Source organism: Pseudoduganella sp. LjRoot289, assembly GCF_964252925.1.
Lineage (GTDB): Bacteria > Pseudomonadota > Gammaproteobacteria > Burkholderiales > Burkholderiaceae_D > Rugamonas.
In genome coordinates, this window is record NZ_CAXUPN020000001.1 from 2,735,840 (window position 1) to 2,756,031 (window position 20,192).

Genomic DNA, 20,192 nt, shown 5'->3' on the forward strand with positions numbered 1-20,192 from the left:
ACATGAAAGAACTTGCCGCGCCGCTGATATCGGCTGCCTGCCTCCTGATGGCCGGCTGCGCTTCGCCACATCTGCCGGTTTCCCCGGCCCACATCGCCGAGGCGCCGCGCGCCGCCGGCGCCATTCCGGACCCCGTGCGGCAAAGCGCCCTGCCTCCCCCGCCCAAGCCGGCGGCCAAGGTGGAGACTTACAGCGTGACCGTGCACAAGGTGCCGGTGCAGTCGCTGCTGTTCGCGCTCGCGCGCGACGCGGCCATGAACGTCGACATCCACCCCGCCATCGACGGCACGGTGACGCTGAACGCGCTGGACCAGACCTTGCCGCAACTGCTGGGCCGCATCGCGCGCCAGGTGGACATGCGCTACGAGATCGAGGGCCGCAACCTGATCGTGCTGCCGGATACGCCGGACTGGCGCAACTACAAGATCGACTATGTGAATGTGGCGCGCAGCACCAGCAGCAGCGTGAACATCGCGACCCAGATTTCCACCACCGGCGGCGGCAGCGCCGGCGCCAGCCAGAGCAGCAACCCGGTGGGCGCGGCGACCGCATCCAGCAACAGCGGCGGCGGCAACGCCGGTAGCGGCAACAACAATTCGACCACGCAGGTTTCCAACCGCTCGGACAACAACTTCTGGTACAGCCTGGAGAAGAACATCCGCGACATGCTGCGCGCCTCCACCCTTGGGGACACGCAGCAAGACCCGCTGGGCCAGATGCTGGCGCAGCAACAGCAGCAGGCGCAGGCCCAGCCGGCCGCGCAGGCCGGCCAGGGGGCCGTCCCGCCGATGGGCGCGGCGCCGCAGCCCTTCAGCGCCGGCGACAGCTTCCTGCCGCAGTCGTCCGCGCGCAGCCGCAACCGCAGCGATCCGTCCATCGTGGTCAATGCCGAGGGTGGCCTGATCGCAGTGCGCGCCACCGCGCGCCAGCACGAGAAGATCCAGGAATTCCTCGACCTGGTGCTGAGCAGCGCCAAACGCCAGGTGCTGATCGAGGCCACCATTATCGAAGTCAAGCTGGGCGACCAGTACCAGCAAGGCATCAACTGGTCCAGCCTGAGCGGGCGTCTGAGCATGAGCCAGGGCAGGATAGGCACGCAAGCCCTGCCCTCCGGCATCCTGCCCGGCACCACGCCCGGCCTGTTCGCGCTGAACTATCTCAACTCCGGCAATCTGTCGGCCACCATCCAGCTGCTGGAATCCTTCGGCAAGGTCAAAGTGCTGTCCAGCCCCAAGATCAGCGTGCTGAACAACCAGACCGCCATGCTGAAGGTGGTGGACAACAACGTCTTCTTCACCATCAAGGTGACGCCCGCCGTGCTGAACGCAACCGGCTCGGTGACCGCGCCGGCGACCTACGAATCGAGCCTGCAGACGGTGCCGGTGGGCTTCGTCATGAGCGTGACGCCGCAAATCGCCGACAATGACGAGGTGACGCTGAACGTACGCCCCACCATTACGCGCATCGTCGATTATGTGCAGGATCCGAACCCGGCGCTGTTGGCGGGCAATGTGATCAGCCGGGTACCGGTGATCCAGGCGCGCGAACTGGAGTCCATCATGAAGATCAGCAACGGTCAGGTGGCCGTCATGGGCGGCCTGATGCAGGATTCGATCGACAATGCCAAGGACGGTGTGCCCTTGCTAAGCACCTTGCCGGTGATCGGCAATCTGTTCGCCTACCGCAACGAGAACGCCACCAAGACCGAGCTGGTGATCTTCATGCGGCCGGTGGTGGTGAAAGACGCCAGCGTGAACGGCGACTACAAGGATTACCGCTATCTGCTGCCGGGCCAGGCGGCCGCGTCCGAACCGGCCTACGCCGAGTCGCCATTGGCGGGCAAGGCAGGTGGCCTATGAGCTTGCTGATGCAGGCGCTCAAAAAAGCGGAGCGCTCGAAACAGAACAGCCTGCTCGACGAGGAGGTGCCGGACAAACCTTCCGAGGCCTATGACGAGGTGCTGGCGCTGACGCCGCAGGACCTGGCGCCCGAACGTTTTCCGCCCAAACCGGCGCCGGTGGAGTTCTCGCTGGAGCCTATCGATGGACCCGGCCTGGTCGCGCTGGACGTGCCCTATGTTCCGGAAGACACGCTGGAGCAGATCCCGGTGCTGATGCCCGCCGAAGAAGCGCCGCACGATCCTACGCCGCCGCAGTCGCGGCTGGGCGGCGCGCACAAGCATGCACCTGCGGGGCGGATCCGGCCCGAGCTGGAATTGATGCCGCCGCATGCGCAGCAGGCCCGCAACGAGCGCAGCGAGCTGACACTGCAGGACGTGCCGCCGGAGCTGGTGCCGGGTTTGATTCCGGACATCACCTTCGCGCCGCATACTTCCTTGTCCAAAGATATCGGGCCGGCGCTGCAATCCGAGCCCATCGCGCCCGCCATCGATCCAGACGGGGCGACCGCGCCGCGCGCGCCAGCGCCCGAGGCCACGCTCGCCGCGCCTGAGCTTGGGCCTGCGCCTGGGCCGGCCGAGGCCCGGACCGGCAATCGGCGCCAAGGCAACGGCCAGCGCGCCACCGATACCACGGCGAGCGACGCCGCAGGGATGGCTGCGGCCGCCCAACAGCACCATAGCCAGCCTGGGCAATTGTCTGCGGCCGGCGCCGGGACGGGCCGTGGCGTGGCAGGCAGTAGCGTGTCAGGAAGAGGCGCGACAGGCAGTGGCGTGGCAGGCCGCGGTATGGCAGGCGGGGACGCGGCAGGTCGTGGCGAGGCGGGCCGTGGCTTGGCGGGCGGTAGCGTGTCAGACAGCGGCGCGACAGGCAGTGGCGTCGCAGGCGGCGCGGCAGGCGGCGGGGGCGCCACTGCCAGCGGCGGTACGACGGGAGGCGGCGCCACGATAACCGGCGACGACCGGGCCAAGCCTGGTGCGGCGGCGCGTGCGCGCGCGGCCGCCGAGGCACGCGCCGCGGCGGCGGAAGACAAAGTGGGCTGGGATCCGGCCCGCATCCGGCTCGCGGTGCTCAGCGGCGTCCTGCTGCTGATCGTGGCGCTGTTCGGCTATATATATTGGCGCGCCACCACCGCGCCCGGCCCCGGCGCGAATCTGCCCATGGTCCCAATGCCGCCGCCCGACGCCGGCGGCGCGAAGCAAGGGGTCATTGTGGCGCCACCTCCTGGTTCGCTGCCCGGCGCGGACTCCGCCGCAGCCAGCGCGGACCCGGGCGCGGGCGGCGCTGCCGGCGCAAACATGGCTGGCACAGCGGCGGGCAATGCCCCCAACTACGGCGCCGCTGCGGGTGGCGCCAGCCCTGCAGGCGCAGCTTCCGTTGCCGCGCAGGCAGCCGGCGGCACTTCCTCCGCTGCACGCGGGCCGGTGCCCGGTGCGCATTCGGCGCCGCCCGCCGGAGGCGGCACCGTCATGGCCTCGCCCGAAGAAATCGAGCGCGCCTTGCAGATGCAAGGCGGCCAGCAAGGCGTGCCGCCCGCAGCCTCTGGCGGCGCGGCGGCAGCAGGCGGGGCTGGCAGTGGCAGTGGCACCGGCGCGGGCGCGGGCACCGGTGGCGGGGCCGCCGGAGCCGGCACGGCGCCTGCCCGGCGCGCAGAGACTACGTGGGCCAGCAACGACATCAAAGTCAGCCACAGCACGACGGCGCCGCGCGTCAGCCCCGCGCTGCAGAGCGGCTACCAGTCCCTGCTCGCTGGCGACCTCCCGGCCGCGGCCGAACACTACAGTGCCGCCCTGCGGCAAGACCCGAACAACCGCGACGCGCTGCTCGGCAATGCCGCCGTGGCCGTGCGCCGCAACGACGCGGCGCAAGCCTCGGCCAGCTATATGCGGCTATTGGAGCTGAACCCGAGCGACCCGGACGCCCTCGCCGGCCTGCTCAGCCTGCGTCCCGGAGACACCGGCCAGTCCGAGCTGCGCCTGAAGGACCTGCTGCGCAAGGCGCCCGATTCGGCCCCGCTGCAGTTCGCTCTGGGCAATCTGTACTCGCGCCAGGCGCGCTGGACCGACGCGCAGCAAGCCTATTTCCGCGCCTATACCGCCAGCCCGGACAACCCGGACTATGCCTTCAACCTAGCCGTCGGCCTCGACCGGCTGAACCAGCCCAAGCTGGCGCTCAACTATTACCAGCGCGCGCTCTCGCTGGCCCAGGCCGGTCCGGCCGGCTTCGACAGCGAAGCGGTGCGCGCGCGCATGCGCCAGCTGGACGAAACACACTGACCATGCCCGAACTCCCGAAAATCCCCCTCGGCAAGCTGCTGATCCAGAAAGGCGTCATCAGCGAGGACCAGTTGCGCATCGCCCTGATCGAACAGAAACGCAACGGCGAGCCCCTCGGCAAGATGATGGTCACGCTCGGCTTCGTCACCGAAGCGACCATGCGCGAGGCGCTGAGCGAAAACCTGCACACCCCGAGCGCCGACCTGAACAGCCTGGTGGTGGACGCCATCGCCCTCAAGCTGATCCCCAAGGAAGTGGCCAAGCGCTACCGTGTCTTCCCCATCGTCTACCAGCGCGACTCCGACAACCTGGTGCTGGCCATGTCCGACACCAGCAACATCGTGGCGCTGGACCAGATCAACGCCATGCTGGTGCAGGGCATCACCATCACGCCGATGCTGGTCAACGAGTCCGACATCCAGCGCGCCATCGACCAGTACTACGGCTTCGAGCTGTCGATCGACGGCATCCTGCACGAGATCGAAACGGGCGAAGTCAACTACGCCAGCCTGGGTACCCTGAGCGACGAGTACAGCCAGCCCATGGTGCGCCTGATCGACGCCCTGCTGGCGGACGCGGTGCAAAACGGCGCCTCCGACATCCACTTCGAGCCCGAGCAGAGCTTTCTGCGCATCCGCTACCGCATCGACGGCATCCTGCGCCAGATCCGCAGCCTGCACAAATCCTACTGGCCGGCGATGGCGGTGCGGCTCAAGGTGATCAGCAATATGAACATCGCCGAGACGCGCGCGCCGCAGGACGGCCGCATCTCGATCAAGTTTTCCGGCCGCCAGATCGATTTCCGCGCCTCGGCCCAGCCCACCACGCACGGCGAAAACCTGGTGCTGCGCGTGCTGGACCGCCAGAAAGGCATCGTGCCGCTGGACGGCCTGGGGCTGGACGAGGCGGAGCTGACCTTGCTCAAGCTGATGATCGCCCGCCCCGACGGCGTGATCCTGGTCACCGGCCCCACCGGCAGCGGCAAGACCACCACCCTGTACTCGATCCTGAACCACGTCAACACCGAGAGCGTCAACATCATGACGCTGGAGGACCCGGTCGAATACCCGATGAATATGATACGGCAGACCTCGGTCAACGAGTCAGCCAAGATGGGCTTCGCCGAGGGCATCCGCTCCATGATGCGGCAGGACCCGGACATCATCCTGGTGGGCGAAATCCGCGACAAGGAGACCGCCGAGATGGCCTTCGCGGCCGCCATGACGGGCCACCAGGTCTATTCCACGCTGCACACCAACTCCTCCGTCGGTTCGATTTCGCGCCTGCTCGACATCGGCATCGTGCCCGACGTCATGGCCGGCAACATCATCGGCATCGTCGCGCAGCGCCTGGTGCGGCGGCTGTGCCCGCATTGCCGCGAGCCGCACGCGGCCGACGAGGTGGACCGGCGCCTGCTCGGTTTGCCGGACGCCGGCGCCGGCCGGCAGCGCGTCACCATCTACCGCGCGGTCGGCTGCGAGCGCTGCGCGCACCAGGGCTACAAGGGCCGCCTGGCCATCATGGAACTGCTCAAGATGAACCCCGAGCTCGACGAACTGGTCGGCCGCCGCGCGTCCGCCCGCGAACTGCGCAAGGCGGCGCGCGAGGCCGGCTTCAAGACGCTGGTGGACGACGGCATGCGCCGCGTGCTCGAGGGTGTGACCACGCTGGAAGAAGTGTCGCGCGTGGTCGACCTGACGGACAGGCTGAGCTGATGCCGCACTACCTGTACACCGCGATGGACGGCGCCGGCCACGTCCTGCCGGGCAATATGGACGCGGCCAACGTGCCCGACCTGGAACTGCGCCTGGGCCGCATGGAACTGGACCTGATCGACTACACGGTGACGCGCGAAAAGCTGCTGGTGCTGGGCCGGCGCGCCATCACGCGCGGCGACCTGATCACGTTCTGCTTCCAGATGGAACAAATGACGGGCGCCGGCGTGCCCATCCTGGACGGCTTGAACGACCTGCGCGAGAGCATGGAGCAGCACCCGCGCTTCCGCGAAGTGATCACGGCGCTGGTCGAGAGCATCGAAGGCGGCCTGCAGCTGTCGGACGCGCTGGCCGCGCACCCGGAAGTGTTCGACCGCACCTTCACCAGCCTGATCCATGCCGGCGAACAGAGCGGCAAGGTGGCCGAGGTGTTCAAAAACCTGTCCGACAGCCTGAAGTGGCAGGACGAGCTGGCCGCGCGCACGCGCAAGATCCTCACCTATCCTGCCGTGGTGGCGGTGGTGGTGCTGGGCGTGACTTTTTTCCTGATGATCTACCTGGTGCCGCAGCTGACCGCCTTCATCAAGAACATGGGCAACGAGCTGCCGCTGCACACGCGCGCGCTCATCGCCGTGTCCGGGGTCTTCATCCGTTTCTGGTACGCCATCCTGCTGCTGCCGGTGCTGGGCTGGGTCGGGCTGCGGATATGGCTGCAGCGCAGCGAGGCGGCGCGCTACGCCTTCGACGCCTTCAGGCTGCGCGTGTGGGTCATCGGCCCCGTGCTGCGCAAGATCATCCTGGCGCGCTTCGCCACCTTCTTCGCGCTGATGTACGCGTCCGGCATCACGGTACTGGAATGTTTGCGGCTGTCCGAAGGCATCGTCGACAACCGCGTGGTGGCGTCCGGGCTGCGCCGCGCCGCGCAGCTCATCTCGGAAGGCCACAGCGTGACGGCGGCCTTCCAGCACACCGGCATCTTCCCGCCGCTGGTGATCCGCATGCTGAAGGTGGGCGAGGCGACCGGCGCGCTGGACCGCGCGCTGCACAACGTCAGCTATTTCTACGACCGCGAAGTGAAGGAAATGATAGAGCGCGCGCAAGCGATGATAGAGCCGGCCATGACCGTGACCCTGGGCCTGTTGCTGGGCTGGATCATGCTGTCCGTGCTGGGCCCGATCTACGACACCATCAGCAACATCAGGCTGTGAGCAGGTGACCATGCGCCGCAAACACCTCCTCTACCTCGGCAGCGAACGGCTGGACGCCTGGCTGTGGGAGTCCGGCCGCCTGACCGGCCCGGCCAGCTTCGCCGCCACGCGCGCCGGCCTGGATGCCTTCATGGACTACCTCGGCGAAACCGGTCCGGACACGCCCGCGCTGCTGCTGGCCGACCTGGTGGAAGAGGATTTCCAGCGCCTGCTGGTGCCGCACGTGGGCGGCAAGGCCGGCCGCAACCTGCTCGAACGGCGGTTGCTGCAGCAGTACCGCGAAACGCCCTACCGCCAGGCCACCGTCCAGGGCCGCGCGGCCGAAGGCAGGCGCGACGATATCGTTCTGTGCTCGGCGCTCACCAATCCCGCCCTGCTGCAGCCGTGGACCGAGGCGATGGAATGGCTCAAGGTTCCGCTGGCGGGCGTGTATTCGGTGCCGCTGCTCAGCGAGGAACTGGCCGGGCGCCTGGGCGTGGACCGCGAACACGAGCACCTGCTGCTGGTGACGAAGGAAACGGCAGGCTTGCGGCAAAGCTATTTCCACAACGGCCAGCTCAAGTTCAGCCGGCTGACGCTGGCGATCGACCGGGAAGGCATGCCCGCCAACGCCGGCGTGGAGACCGCGCGCACGCAGCAGTTCCTGGTCAGCGTGCGCCTGCTGGAACGCGGCGAAGTGCTGAACGCGGTCATGGTGGCGCAGGACGAGGAGCTGGAACGCTGGGCCGGCCAGTGCGAGAGCGGAACCGAGACGGTCTACCACCTGATCCCGCTCGGCATCGCCGCCGGGCTGGCCGGCATCGAGGGCCTGGCCGGCTCCACGCCGCTGGCCGATCCGCTGTTCCTGGAACTGCTGGCGCGCACCCGTCCGCCCAGCCATTACCGGCTGGGCGAAGTGGGCCGCTATTACCGGCTGTGGCAGATCCGGACTACCCTGTTCTCGTCCACGGTGGCGGTGGCGGCCTGCGGCCTGCTTTGGGTACTGGGCAATGTGTGGGCCTATGTGGACGCCAGGCGCCAGGGGGACCGGCTCAGCCTGGAAGCGGTGGGCTACGACGCCAGCTACCGCATCAGCATGTCCGACATGCCGCCGGCGCTGGCGCCCACCGCCAATATGAAAGCAGCCGTCACCGTCGAGCGTCTGCTGGCCCAGCAAGCGCCCCGCCCCGCCGAACTGCTGACCATGCTGAGCAGCGCGCTCGACAAGGTGCCGCAGGTGCAGATCGCCCGGCTCGACTGGCGCGTCGACGGGGCCGCCCCGCCAGTTCCGGCCGGTCCCGCAGGGCCGGCGGCAGGCGGCAGGCCAAGCGGCCCGGGCACTGGGGCGGGGCCGAACGCCATGCCGGCGCGCCTGGCGGACGCGGCTGCGGCCGCCGGGCAGGAAGCGGCGCCGATTCCGTCGCGCCTGCTCGGCATCCCCGTCCGTCCGCCGCAGACGCTGCGCGTGGAAGCCGAGGTGCCGCTGATGCAGAACAACGCGCGCGGCATCGTCGAGAGCATGAACCGCTTCGCCCAGGAACTGGCGCGCAATCCCCGCCTGACGGTGGAGATCGAACGCCCGGCGCTGGACGTCAGCCCGAACGCCAGGCTGAGCGGCCGTACCGGTCCCGGCGCCGGCGACAAGCCCGCCCAGTTCGTCCTCAACCTGAGCCTGAAGCCATGAGCGCCGCCGTCACCAGGAAACCCAAGCGCGCGCGCACCACGGTGCTGCCCTACTGGCTGCGCGAATTCGCGCTGATACGGCTGGCGGTGGTGACCTTCGCGCTGACGGTGGCCGTGGCGGCCGGCGCCATTGCCGTCAGCCGCTGGAACTGGCACCAGGCGCGCGACTATCAGGCCGCCATGCAGCAAAGGCGCAACGAGGCGCGCGACCGCCTGGTGCACGCGGAGACGGAGAAGCAGGAAATCCGGCTCTACCAGCCGCAATTCACCGCCTTGCGCGAGCGCGGCCTGATCGGCCAGGAAAACCGGCTCGACTGGGTGGACGCCATGCGCCAGATCCAGGAGCAGCGCAAGCTCCTGCCCATCAGCTACGAACTGGCGCCGCAACAGCCGGTGCAGGTCGAACCCGCCATGGAACTGGGCAGCTACCGCCTGCACGGCAGCCGCATGAGCATCCATCTGGACCTGCTGCACGAGGGCGACCTGTTCGTGCTGCTGGAAGACCTGCGCCAGCGCAGCTTCTTCGCGGTGCAGGACTGCAGCATCAAACGCGCCGCCACCGGCCTGCCGTCGGCGATGGCCCCGACACTGACCGCCGACTGCACCCTGAACTGGCTGACCCTGACGCCGGCGGCCGCGCCGCGGATGGCGCAAGACTGGAGGCCGCGATGAGGGAGCACCGGCGTCCGGTGCCGGCCGCGCCCCGTCCTGACGGCAGCGCCATCGCCCATCCCCGGCGGGGCGGCCGCGCCGCGGGCCGGTCCGGGCGGGCGGCTCGTGCCAGCGGCGTAGCGGGCGCGGCCGCGCTGGCGGCGCTGCTGCTCGCGGCCTTGCCTGCCACCTTGGCAGCGCAGCCGCTGGGGCGGCTGTTCAACACGCCGCAACAACGCGCGATACTGGATGCGCGGCGCGACGGCAGCGCGCTGGATAGCCAGCCGCCGCCGCCCGCGACATATGCCGAACCCCGGCCCGAGCCGCTGCAGCTGAGCGGCGTGGTCCAGCGCAGCAATGGCAAGAGCACGGTATGGGTCAACCAGGCGCCGGTGCCCGACAGCGAGGGCCAGGTGCTGAAAGACCGTTCCGTGTCGCTGCGCCTGCCTTCGGGCCGGCGCATCACCCTGAAACCCGGACAGAGCTATGACGAAGTCACCGGCACCATCGGCAATGCGGATGAGTAGGCCGCCACGCATGCCGACGCGGCAGGGCGGGCCTGGCCTCGGCGGTGCCGCCGCATGGGTCCCCGCCTGCGCGCGGGCGACGGCGGACCTGGGCGCCGGGGCCATGCTTGCGCGCGCTGGGCGGCGCCAGCGCGGGGCGGTGCTGCTGATCCTGCTCGCCGTCCTGTCGCTGGCCGGTTCGTCGCTGCTGATGTCGGCCTTCGGCAGGAACACGCTGGAAAGCCGCCGCGCGCAGCGCACGCAGCTGCTGCTGGCGCAGGCGGCCGATGCGCTGACCGGCTATGCCGCCGTCAACGGACGCCTGCCGCGCCCTGCCGTCTCGGCCACCGACGGCCGCGAAAATCCCCTGCCCTGCGCCAGCGACGAGCAATGCACCGGCTATCTGCCCTGGGTCGCGCTCGGCATCCCGGGCGAGGACGCCTGGGGCAAGCGCCTGCGCTACAGCGTCACGCCCATCTTCACCACCTACGACTTCCGGCCCGCCACCACGGTTGCCAACCGCACCGTGCAGCGCCGCGGCGCGGACGGCGAACTGAGCTATGTGGCGGGCGCCCCCACCTGCACCATGGTGGCGCGCTGCCCGCCGCTGGTACTGCTGTCGCACGGCAAAAACAACTACGGCGCCGCCGCGACCGGCATCGAACAGGTGAACGCCGGCGTCGGCAACGACGATGAAACCGTCAACGCCAACGCCACCCTGCACTTCATCACCCGCGTCGCCAGCGACCGGCCGGACCAGCCCGGCGGCGAGTTCGACGACATGGTGGCCTGGGTCCCGCTACAAAAGATCTACGCCGGCATGCGCGCCACGCGAACCTTGCCGAACTGACTATGCAAACCAAAAAACAACAGGGCTTCAGCCTGGTGGAAATCGCCATCGTGCTGGTGATCGTCGGCCTCATGGTGGGCGGCCTGCTCACGCCGCTGACCATGCAGATGGAGCAGCGCAAGGCCGCCGACACCCAGCGCGCACTGGACGAGGCGCGCGAGGCACTGGTCGGCTTCGCGGTGCGCTACGGCTACCTGCCCTGCCCCGCCATCTCGGCCGGCGACGGCCAGGAAGACCGCAGCGGCAACCGCTGCACCGACGAGCGGCGCGAAGGCTATCTGCCGTGGGCCACGCTGGGGCTGGCGCGGCTGGACGCCTGGAACCATTTGTACCGCTACAGCGTCACGCCCGCCTTCGCCGACAGCGCCAACCGCTTCAAGCTGGTGACGGCGCGCGACATCACCGTCTACACGCGCGACGCGCTGGGCAATCTGAGCGTCGCCACGGCGCCGTCCGACATCCCGGCGGTGATACTGTCGCACGGACGCAACGGCTACGGCGCCACCAGCGACGCCGGCCTGCGCCTGGCGAACCGCAGTCCGGCCGACCTGCGCAGCAACGAGGACGAACAGGGCAACGCCGCCGCCGACATCAACTTCATGGCCCGCAACGCCAGCGACAACCGCGCCCTGCCGGGTGGCGAATTCGACGACATGGTGACCTGGGTGTCGCCCAACATCCTGTTCAACCGCATGGTGGCCGCGCAGGTGCTGCCGTAGCGGGCGCGCGGCTGGGCGGCAATTGTTTTAATATCTCTGAGGAACTTGAAAGGACACACCATGCGCAAACAAGGCCAACGCGGCTTCACCCTGGTTGAAATCGCCATCGTACTGGTCATCATCGGCCTGCTGCTGGGCGGCGTGCTGAAGGGCCAGAGCCTGATCGACAGTGCCAAGGTGAAGAACATCATCCAGCAGGCGAACTCGCTGACCTCGGCCGTGAACGCCTACCAGGACCGTTTCCACGCCCTGCCCGGCGACGACCCGCTGGCCACCACCCACGTGCCCGGCGCCACGGGCAACGGCAACGGCGACGGCCAGATCAGCGAATACCAGCTGGCCCCGCAGCACCTGGCGCTGGCCGGCTTCATCACCGGCTCCTACAACGGCAGCACCGAGTTCATGACCAGCGCCATGGGCGGCGCCGTCTACCTGTACAACGACGTGGTGGGCGGGCGCGGCGGCAACGGCATCCGCATCGACAACCTGCCCGACACCGTGGCCGAGCAGATCGACGCCAAGCTCGACGACGGCAAGCCCAACACCGGCTCGGTGCGCGCCTCGGTCGGCCCGGGGGTGACCGCCTACACCAACACCGGCGCCATCATCACCCGCACCGCGATCTTCTTCTGACAGTCCGCGCTCTTCGGTGCGGCCCGGCTCGTGAAATAAAAAAGTACGCACGTTCTTTTTTGCGATAGAATCAACACACTATCGCACCACGGGAGACGCAATGTTTGAAGAATTCATGGGCACCAAAGCAGTGTCCGAACGCCACCAGTTCGACGTGGCGGCGCTGGACGCCTATCTGCGCCAGCACGTGGAAGGCTATCCGGAGGGCGAACTGGCGGTGGCCCAGTTCAAGGGCGGCCAGTCCAACCCGACATTCAAGCTGAGCAAAGGCGAGCAGCCGCATTGTCAACACTACGTCCTGCGCACCAAGCCGGCCCCGGCCGCCAAGCTGCTGGCCTCGGCCCACGCAATCGACCGCGAATACCGCGTGATGGACGCCCTGAACAAGGCCGGTTTCCCGGCCGCCCGCCAGTACACGCTGTGCACCGATGAATCGGTGATCGGCCGCGCCTTCTACGTGATGGAATTCGTCGACGGCCGCGTGCTGTGGGACCAGGCCCTGCCCGGCATGACGCCGGCCGAACGCGCCGCCATCTACGACGAGCAGAACCGGGTCATCGCCCAGCTGCACAGCATCGACTACCGGGCCATCGGCCTGGGCGACTACGGCAAGCCGGGCAACTACTTCCAGCGCCAGATCGAACGCTGGAGCAAGCAGTACCTGGCGTCCCAGACCGAGCCCATCGAAGCGATGGACAGGCTGATAGCGTGGCTGCCGAACAACATCCCGCCCGGCGACGACACCGCCATCGTGCACGGCGACTACCGCCTGGACAATATGATCTTCCACCCCACCGAGCCGCGCATCCTGGCCGTGCTGGACTGGGAACTGTCGACCTTGGGCCACCCCTTCGCCGACTTCTCCTACCACGCCATGGGCTGGAACATCGAGCCCGGCCAGTTCCGCGGCATCGCCGGGCTGGACCTGGAAGCGCTGGGCATCCCGTCGCAACAGGACTACATCGCCCTGTACGCCGAGCGCACCGGCAAGACCATCCGCCTGGAAGACTTCAACTTCTACCTGGCCTTCAATATGTTCCGCCTGGCCAGCATCATGCAAGGCATCATGAAACGTTACGTGGACGGCACCGCCGCCAGCGCGCAGGCGCTCGAGTCGGGCAAGATGGCCCGTCCGATGGCTGAACTGGCCTGGGCCTACGCGTCCGGCAAGCAAATCTAATAAAGACAAACTAGGAGACGGGCATGGATTTCGAGTACTCAGACCGCTGCAAGGAACTGCAAGCCAAACTGCTGGCCTTTATGGACCAGCACATCTATCCGAACGAAAAGGCCTTCCACGAGGAAATCGACCGCAACGGCCGCGAACAGGGCAACCGCTGGCTGCCGACCGGGCTGATCGAACGGCTGAAGCCGCTGGCGCGCGAACAGGGGCTGTGGAATCTGTTCCTGCCGAAGTCGAAACGCGCGCCGGAAGGCCTGTCCAACCTGGACTACGCGCCGCTGTGCGAAATCATGGGCCGCGTGCCTTGGGCGCCGGAAGTGTTCAACTGCGCCGCGCCCGACACCGGCAACATGGAGACGCTGGAGCGCTACGCCAGCGAAGAGCACAAGCAGCAATGGCTGGAGCCGCTGCTGCGCGGCGAAATCCGTTCTGCGTTCGCGATGACGGAGCCGGCCGTGGCCTCTTCGGACGCGACCAACATCGAAACCAAAATCGAATTGGACAAAAGCGGTGACGGCGACCACTACGTCATCAACGGCCGCAAGTGGTGGATTTCCGGCGCCGGCGATCCGCGCTGCAAGATCTACATCACCATGGGCAAGACCGACTTCGAAGCGGCCCGCCACCAGCAGCAGTCGATGATACTGGTGCCGGCCGACGCGCCCGGCCTGACGGTGGTGCGTCCGCTGCCGGTGTTCGGCTACGACGACGCGCCGCACGGCCACTGCGAGCTGGTGTTCGAGAACGTTCGCGTGCCTGCCGGCAACATCCTGCTGGGCGAGGGGCGCGGCTTCGAGATCGCCCAGGGCCGTCTGGGGCCGGGCCGCATCCACCACTGCATGCGCGCCATCGGCGTGGCCGAGCGCGCGCTGGAACTGATGTGCAAGCGGCTGCACAGCCGCGTGGCCTTCGGCAAGCGCATTTCCGAGCAGGGCGTGTGGCGCGAGCGCATCGCCGAGGCGCGCATCCAGATCGACACCGCGCGCCTGCTGACCTTGAAAGCCGCCTATATGATGGACACGGTCGGTAACAAGGGCGCCCAGGCCGAGATCGCCATGATCAAGGTGCTGGCGCCGAACGTGGCCCAGCAGGTGCTGGACTGGGCGATCCAGGCGCACGGCGCGGCCGGCGTGTCGGACGAGTTCCCGCTGGCCTACCAGTGGGCCGGCAACCGCACCTTGCGCCTGGCCGACGGCCCGGACGAGGTGCACCGCAACGCCATCGCCAAGCTGGAACTGGCCAAGCACCTGCCCGCCGCCTGATTCCCGCCCTTCCCTGCGCCCGGCGCCGTTGCGCCGGGCCGGCATGTCCACCACAAATTTCTTGGTCGCCGCGCGGCGCTCGGCTATTATCAGAGCGCAATCCACGCACCTCGGGGGCTAAGCAGTGGTAAAGAAAACGGCCAAGCTGCCATCGATACGCTCGCAGATCGCACTGCTGGTCCTGGCTTGCGCCTTGCCGTCCGTGATAGGCCTGGGCGTGCTGGTGCAGCATTTCTATCAGCGCGAACAAAACGACATCCAGCGCCAGACGCTGGAGGCGGCGCGCACCTTGGCCGTCGCCATCGGCTACGACGTCGATGTCGCCGAAAGCACGGCGCTGGCCCTCTCCAGCGCTGGCAGCCTCGAGCGGAGCGACATCGCCGCCTTCGAGGCGCGGGCGCGCCGCCAGCTGCGGCCATCCCTGCCCGCCGACCGATTCCTGCTCAGCGACGCGGCCGGCGTCGTGCTGCTCGACACCGGCCAGACCGGGGCTACCGAGCCGCCAGCCCAGCCGCAAACTCAGCCGCCCGCCCAGCCGCCAGTATCGAACGCGGCCCGCATCGCTCCCGCGCTCGCTCAAGGCGCGCCAACGCTGTCCAAGCTCGCGCGCGCCGACCGGCCCTACCAGCCCGACATGGCGATCGACGTGCCGGTGGTCCGGGACGGAGAGACGCGCTACGTACTGAGCGCCGTGCTGAGGCCGGACCACTACGCAGCGGCGGCCCGGCGGCTGCCGCCGCAACTGAATTATGCCTTGATCGACGCGAACGGCATCATTGTTTCCCGCAACAGGGATCCGCAGAATTTTGTCGGCAAGCCGATGTCGGCCAAGAACCGCGTGCTCTTGCTGGCCAAGGGCGAGGTGGGGATGGTCACCATGGCGCGCGACGGCACTTCCGTGTTCGCCGGACTGTGCATGGTGCCGGGGCGGTCGTGGGCGGTCGGCGTCGGCCTGCCCGAGCAGCAGGCTTTGGCCGCGGTGCTGCCGTCGGTTCCGCTGGTGTCGGCGGCCGTGGCGGGGCTGTTGCTGGTTGGCTTCGCCATGGCCTGGCTGATGGGCGGCCAGATCAGCCGCTCCATCAACGGCCTGACCAAGCCGGCGCGCTCGCTCGCCAGCGGCGTGCCGATGGCGCTGGCGCCGATGTCTTTCCGCGAGGCCGACGAGGTGGCCCAGGCCCTGGTGCAGGTCGAAATCGACATCCAGCGCCACCGCCACGAACTGGAATCCCTGGTGGCCGAGCGCACCGCGCAGCTGGAGGCGTCCAAGGCGCTGCTGGAGAACGTGTACGCCAGCGCGCCGGTCGGCCTCAGCTTTGTCGACCTGGACCTGCGCATCGTCATGATCAACGAATACCTGGCCGCCATCAACGGCATTCCGGTCTCCGGGCACATCGGGCGCTCCTTCGGCGACGTGATCCGCGACGACCAGGTGCGGCTCGACGTGGAGCGCGACTACCGCAAGGTGATCGCCAGCGGCGAAGCGCTGACCGGCATCGAACTGACCGGCACGGCGCCGGGCCGGCCGGACGACGTGCGCCATTGGCTGTCCGGCTATTTCCCGGTCCGCGCGCCGGACGGGCGCCTGATCGGCATCACCGGCCTGCTGCTCGACATCACGCAGCAAAAGCGTGCCGAGGCCGAATTGCTGCGCTCCAAGCAGTTGTTCAAATCCGTGGTCGAGCACATGCCGGCCATGCTGTTCGTCAAGCGCGCCGGCGACCTGCGCTTCGAAATGCTGAACCGGCAGGGCGAGCTGATCCTGGGCCGCCCGCGCAGCCAGTTCCTGGGCAAGAACGACCACGACTTCTTTCCCAAAGACCAGGCCGACGCGTTCGCCGCCGCCGACCGCGCCGTGCTCGCCACCGGCGAAGTGAGCGAAATCACCGAGGAGGAGGTGCGCGCCGCCGACGGCACCACGCACGTGCTCAACACGCGCAAGGTGGCGCTGCGCGACGCCGACGGCCGCGCCACCCACTTGCTGGGCATGGCGATCGATATCACCGAGCGCAAGCGCGCCGACGAGGTGCTGCAGGCCACCTCGCTGAGCCTGGCGCGCAGCAACAACTTCATCCGCACCGTGGCCGACCACCTGCCCGGCATGGTCGTGTACTGGGACGCCGAACAGCGCTGCCGCTTCGCCAACCGCTATTTTGCCGAATTCATGGACCGCGGCCTGCACGAGATCATCGGCGCCAGCATCGTCGAAGTCGAGGGCGAAGAGTTGCATCAACGCAACTACGACCGCATCGCCGCCGTCCTGGCGGGATCGCCGCAAAGCTTTTACCAGGACAGGCCCGACCACAACGGCGAGTCGCGCTTCGTGTGGGCCAACTACATCCCCGATATGGACGAGACCGGCAAGGCGCGCGGCTTCTTCGTCATGGTGTCGGACGTGACGGAAATGAAGCGCACCGAGATGCGGCTGCACGAGCTCAACGAGGAGCTGGTGCGCGCGCGCGACCGCGCCGAGGCCGCCAGCCGCGCGAAAAGCGCCTTCGTGGCCAATATGAGCCACGAAATCCGCACGCCGATGAACGCCATCATCGGCCTGGCCCGGCTGCTGGAGGAGGCGCCGCTGGAACGGCGCGAACGCAGCTACGTCGGCAAGATCCAGCTGGCCACGCAGTCGCTGCTGGCGGTGGTCAACGACGTGCTGGACTTCTCCAAGATCGAAGCCGGCCAGCTCAAGCTGGACGGCACCGGCTTCAACCTTGACCACATCATGACCAGCATCGGCGTGCTGATCGGCCAGAACGCCTGGAACAAGGGCGTCGAGCCCATCTTCTGCATCGCGCCCGACGTGCCGATGGAACTGGTGGGCGACGCCATGCGGCTGCAGCAGGTGCTGCTCAACCTGATGAGCAACGCCGTCAAGTTCACCGAGCGCGGCGAGGTGGTGCTGTCGGTGCGCCAGTTGTCGGCCACGCCGGCCACGGCCACGCTGGAGTTCGCCGTGCGCGACACCGGCATCGGCATCAGCCCGGCCCAGCAGGAGCACCTGTTCGAGGCCTTCTCGCAGGGCGACAACAGCACCAGCCGCCAGTACGGCGGCACCGGCCTGGGGCTGGCCATCAGCCGCCGCCTGGTCGACCTGATGGGCAGCAGCATCGCCGTGCACAGCGAGCTGGGCAAAGGATCCACCTTCCGCTTCGCCGTCACGCTCGAGCGCGCCGTGCCCGGCCTGCCGGCGCCGCGGCGGCTGGCGCCGGCGCTCGAAGGCCTGAGCCTGCTGATCGTCGAGGACAACTCCACCGTGCTCGACATGCTGAGCCGCCAGTGCCAGGCGCTGGGCTGGCGCGTCTGGAGCGCCGACAGCGGCGCGGCCGGCCTGGCCATGCTGCGCAAACTGGCGCGCGCGGGCGCGCCGTCCCAGCTCGACCTGCTGCTGCTGGACGCCGGCCTGCCCGACCTGGACGGCATTTCCCTCTTGACCCAGGCCCACACCGACGATACCCTGCTGCTGCCCCCGACCATCATGATGGCGGCCGACCACCACACCGAAGAGTTGATCCCCATCGCCGACAGCCTCCACATCGCCACCGTGCTGGCCAAGCCGACCACGCCGGCCCGCCTGCTGTCGGCCATCACCGCCGTGCGCACCGGCTCGATCCAGCAATCGGCGCTGCCGGCCCACACGCCGCTGTCGGGCCGCCTGGCCGGCCTGCGCGTGCTGTTGGTGGAGGACAACGAGATCAACCAGGAAATGGCGCAGTACATCCTGCTGCACGCCGGCGCCCGGGTGGAAATCGCCGGCAACGGCCGCATCGCGGTCGACCTGCTGACGGCCGACCCGAACCGCTACGACGCCGTGCTGATGGACTTGCAGATGCCGGTGATGAACGGCTACGAGGCCACCGCCGCGCTGCGCGCCATGGGCTTGAAGGACTTGCCCATCATCGCCATGACGGCCAACGCGCTGGACGAGGACCGCCAGCTGGCCATCGAGGCCGGCGTCAACGCCCACGTGCCCAAGCCGATCGACGTCGACGACATGATCGCCACCCTGGTGCGCCTGGCGCCGCCGGGCGGCGACGCCGGCCAGCCGGACGAGAGCTGGGGCCGGCCGCTGCCCGAGGACCGGCCCACCAGCCTGCCCGGCATCGACCTGGAGGCCGCGCTGAAGCGGCTGGCGGGCAACTACCCGGCTTTCGTGGGCCTGCTCAAGCGCTTCGAGAATTCCCAGGGCGGCACGGTGGGCGAGGTGCGCACGTTGCTCGGCAACGACAAACGCCACGCCGCCGCGCAGTTGCTGCACCGGCTGCGCGGGGTGGCCGCCAACTTGGGCGCGGGCGACATCGCCCGCCTCGGCGCGCAGGCCGAAGTGGCGCTGCACGAGGCGCGCGAGGGCGAACTGGCGCTGCTGCTGACGGCGCTGGACCAGGCCATCAGCGTGGTGACCGAGGCCGCGCGCACGCTGCCGTTGCCCAGGAGCCCCGTTGCCGGCGGCGAGGCCGGCCCGGCCGGCGACGCCAATCTCCCGCAAGCGCTGGAAGACCTGATATGCTTGTTGCAGACTAATAACATGAAAGCGTTGACCCACTTCCAGTCGCTGCGGGCCGCGCTTGAACCGCACGGCCACGGCCACGACGCCGTGCTGGCCCTGGCCAACGCGGTCGAAACGCTGGATTTCGCCACCGCCGAGAACCTGGTACGGAATATGCTGAAGCGAAAGGATATTGCATGAGCTGGAGCGACCTGGCCATGAACGGACGCATCCTGATCGTGGACGATGCGATGGAAAACATCCAGATCCTCCACCATGCGCTGCGCGACGAGCATGACGTGCTGTTCGCGCTGGGCGGCGAGAAGGCACTGCAAATCGCCCACAACCAGATGCCGGACTTGATCCTGCTGGACGCGGTCATGCCCGGCATGGACGGCTACGAGGTGTGCAGCGCGCTGCGCTCGTCGGCCGCCGTGCGCGACATCCCGGTCATTTTCGTCACCGCCCTGACCCACCCCGAGGACGAGACGCGGGCGCTGGAAGCGGGCGCGGTGGACTTCATCAGCAAGCCCTTCAACGTGGCCGTGGTGCGCGCCCGCGTACGCACCCAGCTGACCATCAAGCGCCAGGCCGACGCCATGCGCGAACTGACCCTGACCGACGCGCTGACCGGCGTGGCCAACCGCCGCAGCTTCAACGAGACGATGGAAAACGAATGGCGCCGCTGTGCCCGTTCCAACACCACGATGGCGTTGATCATGATCGACATCGACCATTTCAAGAATTACAACGACGCCTACGGCCACCAGGCCGGCGACGTCTGCCTGCAACAGGTGAGCGCGGCCATGAAGCGCTGCGCCGGACGGCCGCCGGACATGCTGGCGCGCTACGGCGGCGAGGAATTCATCATCCTGCTGCCGCAGGTGGGAGTGGACGGCGCCGAAGTGGTGGCGCAGCGCATCCTGGACGAGGTGCGGCTGCTGAAGATACCGCACAAGGCATCGTCGGTGGGGCCGGAGGTGACGGTCAGCATGGGCGTATCGACCGTGCAGCCGACCGAGGAGAGCGACTCGAGCAGCCTGATACGCTCGGCCGACGCCCTGCTCTACCGCGCCAAGGAAACCGGCCGCAACCGCTATTGCATGAGTCCGGGCGACTGAGCCCTGCCCGGTCAACAGCCGCCGC

14 protein-coding genes are annotated in these 20,192 nt (G+C 68.4%); all 14 read left to right on the forward strand.

The annotated features are described in order from the left end of the window. Positions 1–2 precede the first annotated feature (2 nt). The 14 genes from mshL to ACSQ8Y_RS11490 all read left to right on the forward strand — a co-directional run bounded on the left by mshL (position 3) and on the right by ACSQ8Y_RS11490 (position 20,167). Positions 3–1,859, forward strand: a complete 1,857-nt coding sequence (gene mshL / locus ACSQ8Y_RS11425; protein ID WP_436266584.1) for a pilus (MSHA type) biogenesis protein MshL — start codon at positions 3–5, stop codon at positions 1,857–1,859. Continuing rightward, positions 1,856–4,174: a tetratricopeptide repeat protein gene (locus tag ACSQ8Y_RS11430; protein ID WP_436266585.1), complete on the forward strand. Its 2,319-nt coding sequence runs from the start codon at positions 1,856–1,858 to the stop codon at positions 4,172–4,174. Before mshL ends, ACSQ8Y_RS11430 begins: the two co-directional genes overlap by 4 nt. 2 nt (positions 4,175–4,176) lie before the next feature. Next, on the forward strand, positions 4,177–5,889 hold the full coding sequence (locus ACSQ8Y_RS11435; RefSeq protein ID WP_436266586.1) for a GspE/PulE family protein: 1,713 nt from the start codon (positions 4,177–4,179) through the stop codon (positions 5,887–5,889). Continuing rightward, entirely contained in the window at positions 5,889–7,097 is a 1,209-nt protein-coding gene (locus ACSQ8Y_RS11440) for a type II secretion system F family protein (RefSeq protein WP_436266587.1), read from the forward strand. Before ACSQ8Y_RS11435 ends, ACSQ8Y_RS11440 begins: the two co-directional genes overlap by 1 nt. A 10-nt stretch (positions 7,098–7,107) precedes the next feature. Next, positions 7,108–8,760: a hypothetical protein gene (locus tag ACSQ8Y_RS11445; protein ID WP_436266588.1), complete on the forward strand. Its 1,653-nt coding sequence runs from the start codon at positions 7,108–7,110 to the stop codon at positions 8,758–8,760. Next, positions 8,757–9,431 (forward strand): hypothetical protein, encoded by a 675-nt coding sequence (locus tag ACSQ8Y_RS11450; RefSeq protein WP_436266589.1) that lies wholly within the window; start codon positions 8,757–8,759, stop codon positions 9,429–9,431. The genes ACSQ8Y_RS11445 and ACSQ8Y_RS11450 overlap by 4 nt, the downstream gene beginning before the upstream one ends. Beyond that, entirely contained in the window at positions 9,428–9,937 is a 510-nt protein-coding gene (locus ACSQ8Y_RS11455; RefSeq protein ID WP_436266590.1) for a hypothetical protein, read from the forward strand. Before ACSQ8Y_RS11450 ends, ACSQ8Y_RS11455 begins: the two co-directional genes overlap by 4 nt. Beyond that, positions 9,930–10,766, forward strand: a complete 837-nt coding sequence (locus ACSQ8Y_RS11460) for a hypothetical protein (protein ID WP_436266591.1) — start codon at positions 9,930–9,932, stop codon at positions 10,764–10,766. Before ACSQ8Y_RS11455 ends, ACSQ8Y_RS11460 begins: the two co-directional genes overlap by 8 nt. A gap of 2 nt (positions 10,767–10,768) precedes the next feature. After that, the gene (locus tag ACSQ8Y_RS11465) at positions 10,769–11,485 is read left to right on the forward strand and encodes a type II secretion system protein (RefSeq protein ID WP_436266592.1); all 717 of its coding nucleotides are present in this window, start codon (positions 10,769–10,771) and stop codon (positions 11,483–11,485) included. A gap of 60 nt (positions 11,486–11,545) precedes the next feature. Further along, positions 11,546–12,118 (forward strand): prepilin-type N-terminal cleavage/methylation domain-containing protein, encoded by a 573-nt coding sequence (locus ACSQ8Y_RS11470; protein ID WP_436266593.1) that lies wholly within the window; start codon positions 11,546–11,548, stop codon positions 12,116–12,118. Positions 12,119–12,218: 100 nt separating this feature from the next. Then, the gene (locus tag ACSQ8Y_RS11475; protein ID WP_436266594.1) at positions 12,219–13,298 is read left to right on the forward strand and encodes a phosphotransferase; all 1,080 of its coding nucleotides are present in this window, start codon (positions 12,219–12,221) and stop codon (positions 13,296–13,298) included. A gap of 23 nt (positions 13,299–13,321) precedes the next feature. After that, entirely contained in the window at positions 13,322–14,563 is a 1,242-nt protein-coding gene (locus ACSQ8Y_RS11480) for an acyl-CoA dehydrogenase family protein (protein ID WP_436266595.1), read from the forward strand. Positions 14,564–14,687: 124 nt separating this feature from the next. Beyond that, positions 14,688–19,247: a PAS domain-containing protein gene (locus ACSQ8Y_RS11485; protein ID WP_436266596.1), complete on the forward strand. Its 4,560-nt coding sequence runs from the start codon at positions 14,688–14,690 to the stop codon at positions 19,245–19,247. Further along, entirely contained in the window at positions 19,244–20,167 is a 924-nt protein-coding gene (locus ACSQ8Y_RS11490) for a diguanylate cyclase domain-containing protein (protein ID WP_436266597.1), read from the forward strand. Before ACSQ8Y_RS11485 ends, ACSQ8Y_RS11490 begins: the two co-directional genes overlap by 4 nt. Positions 20,168–20,192: the final 25 nt, after the last annotated feature.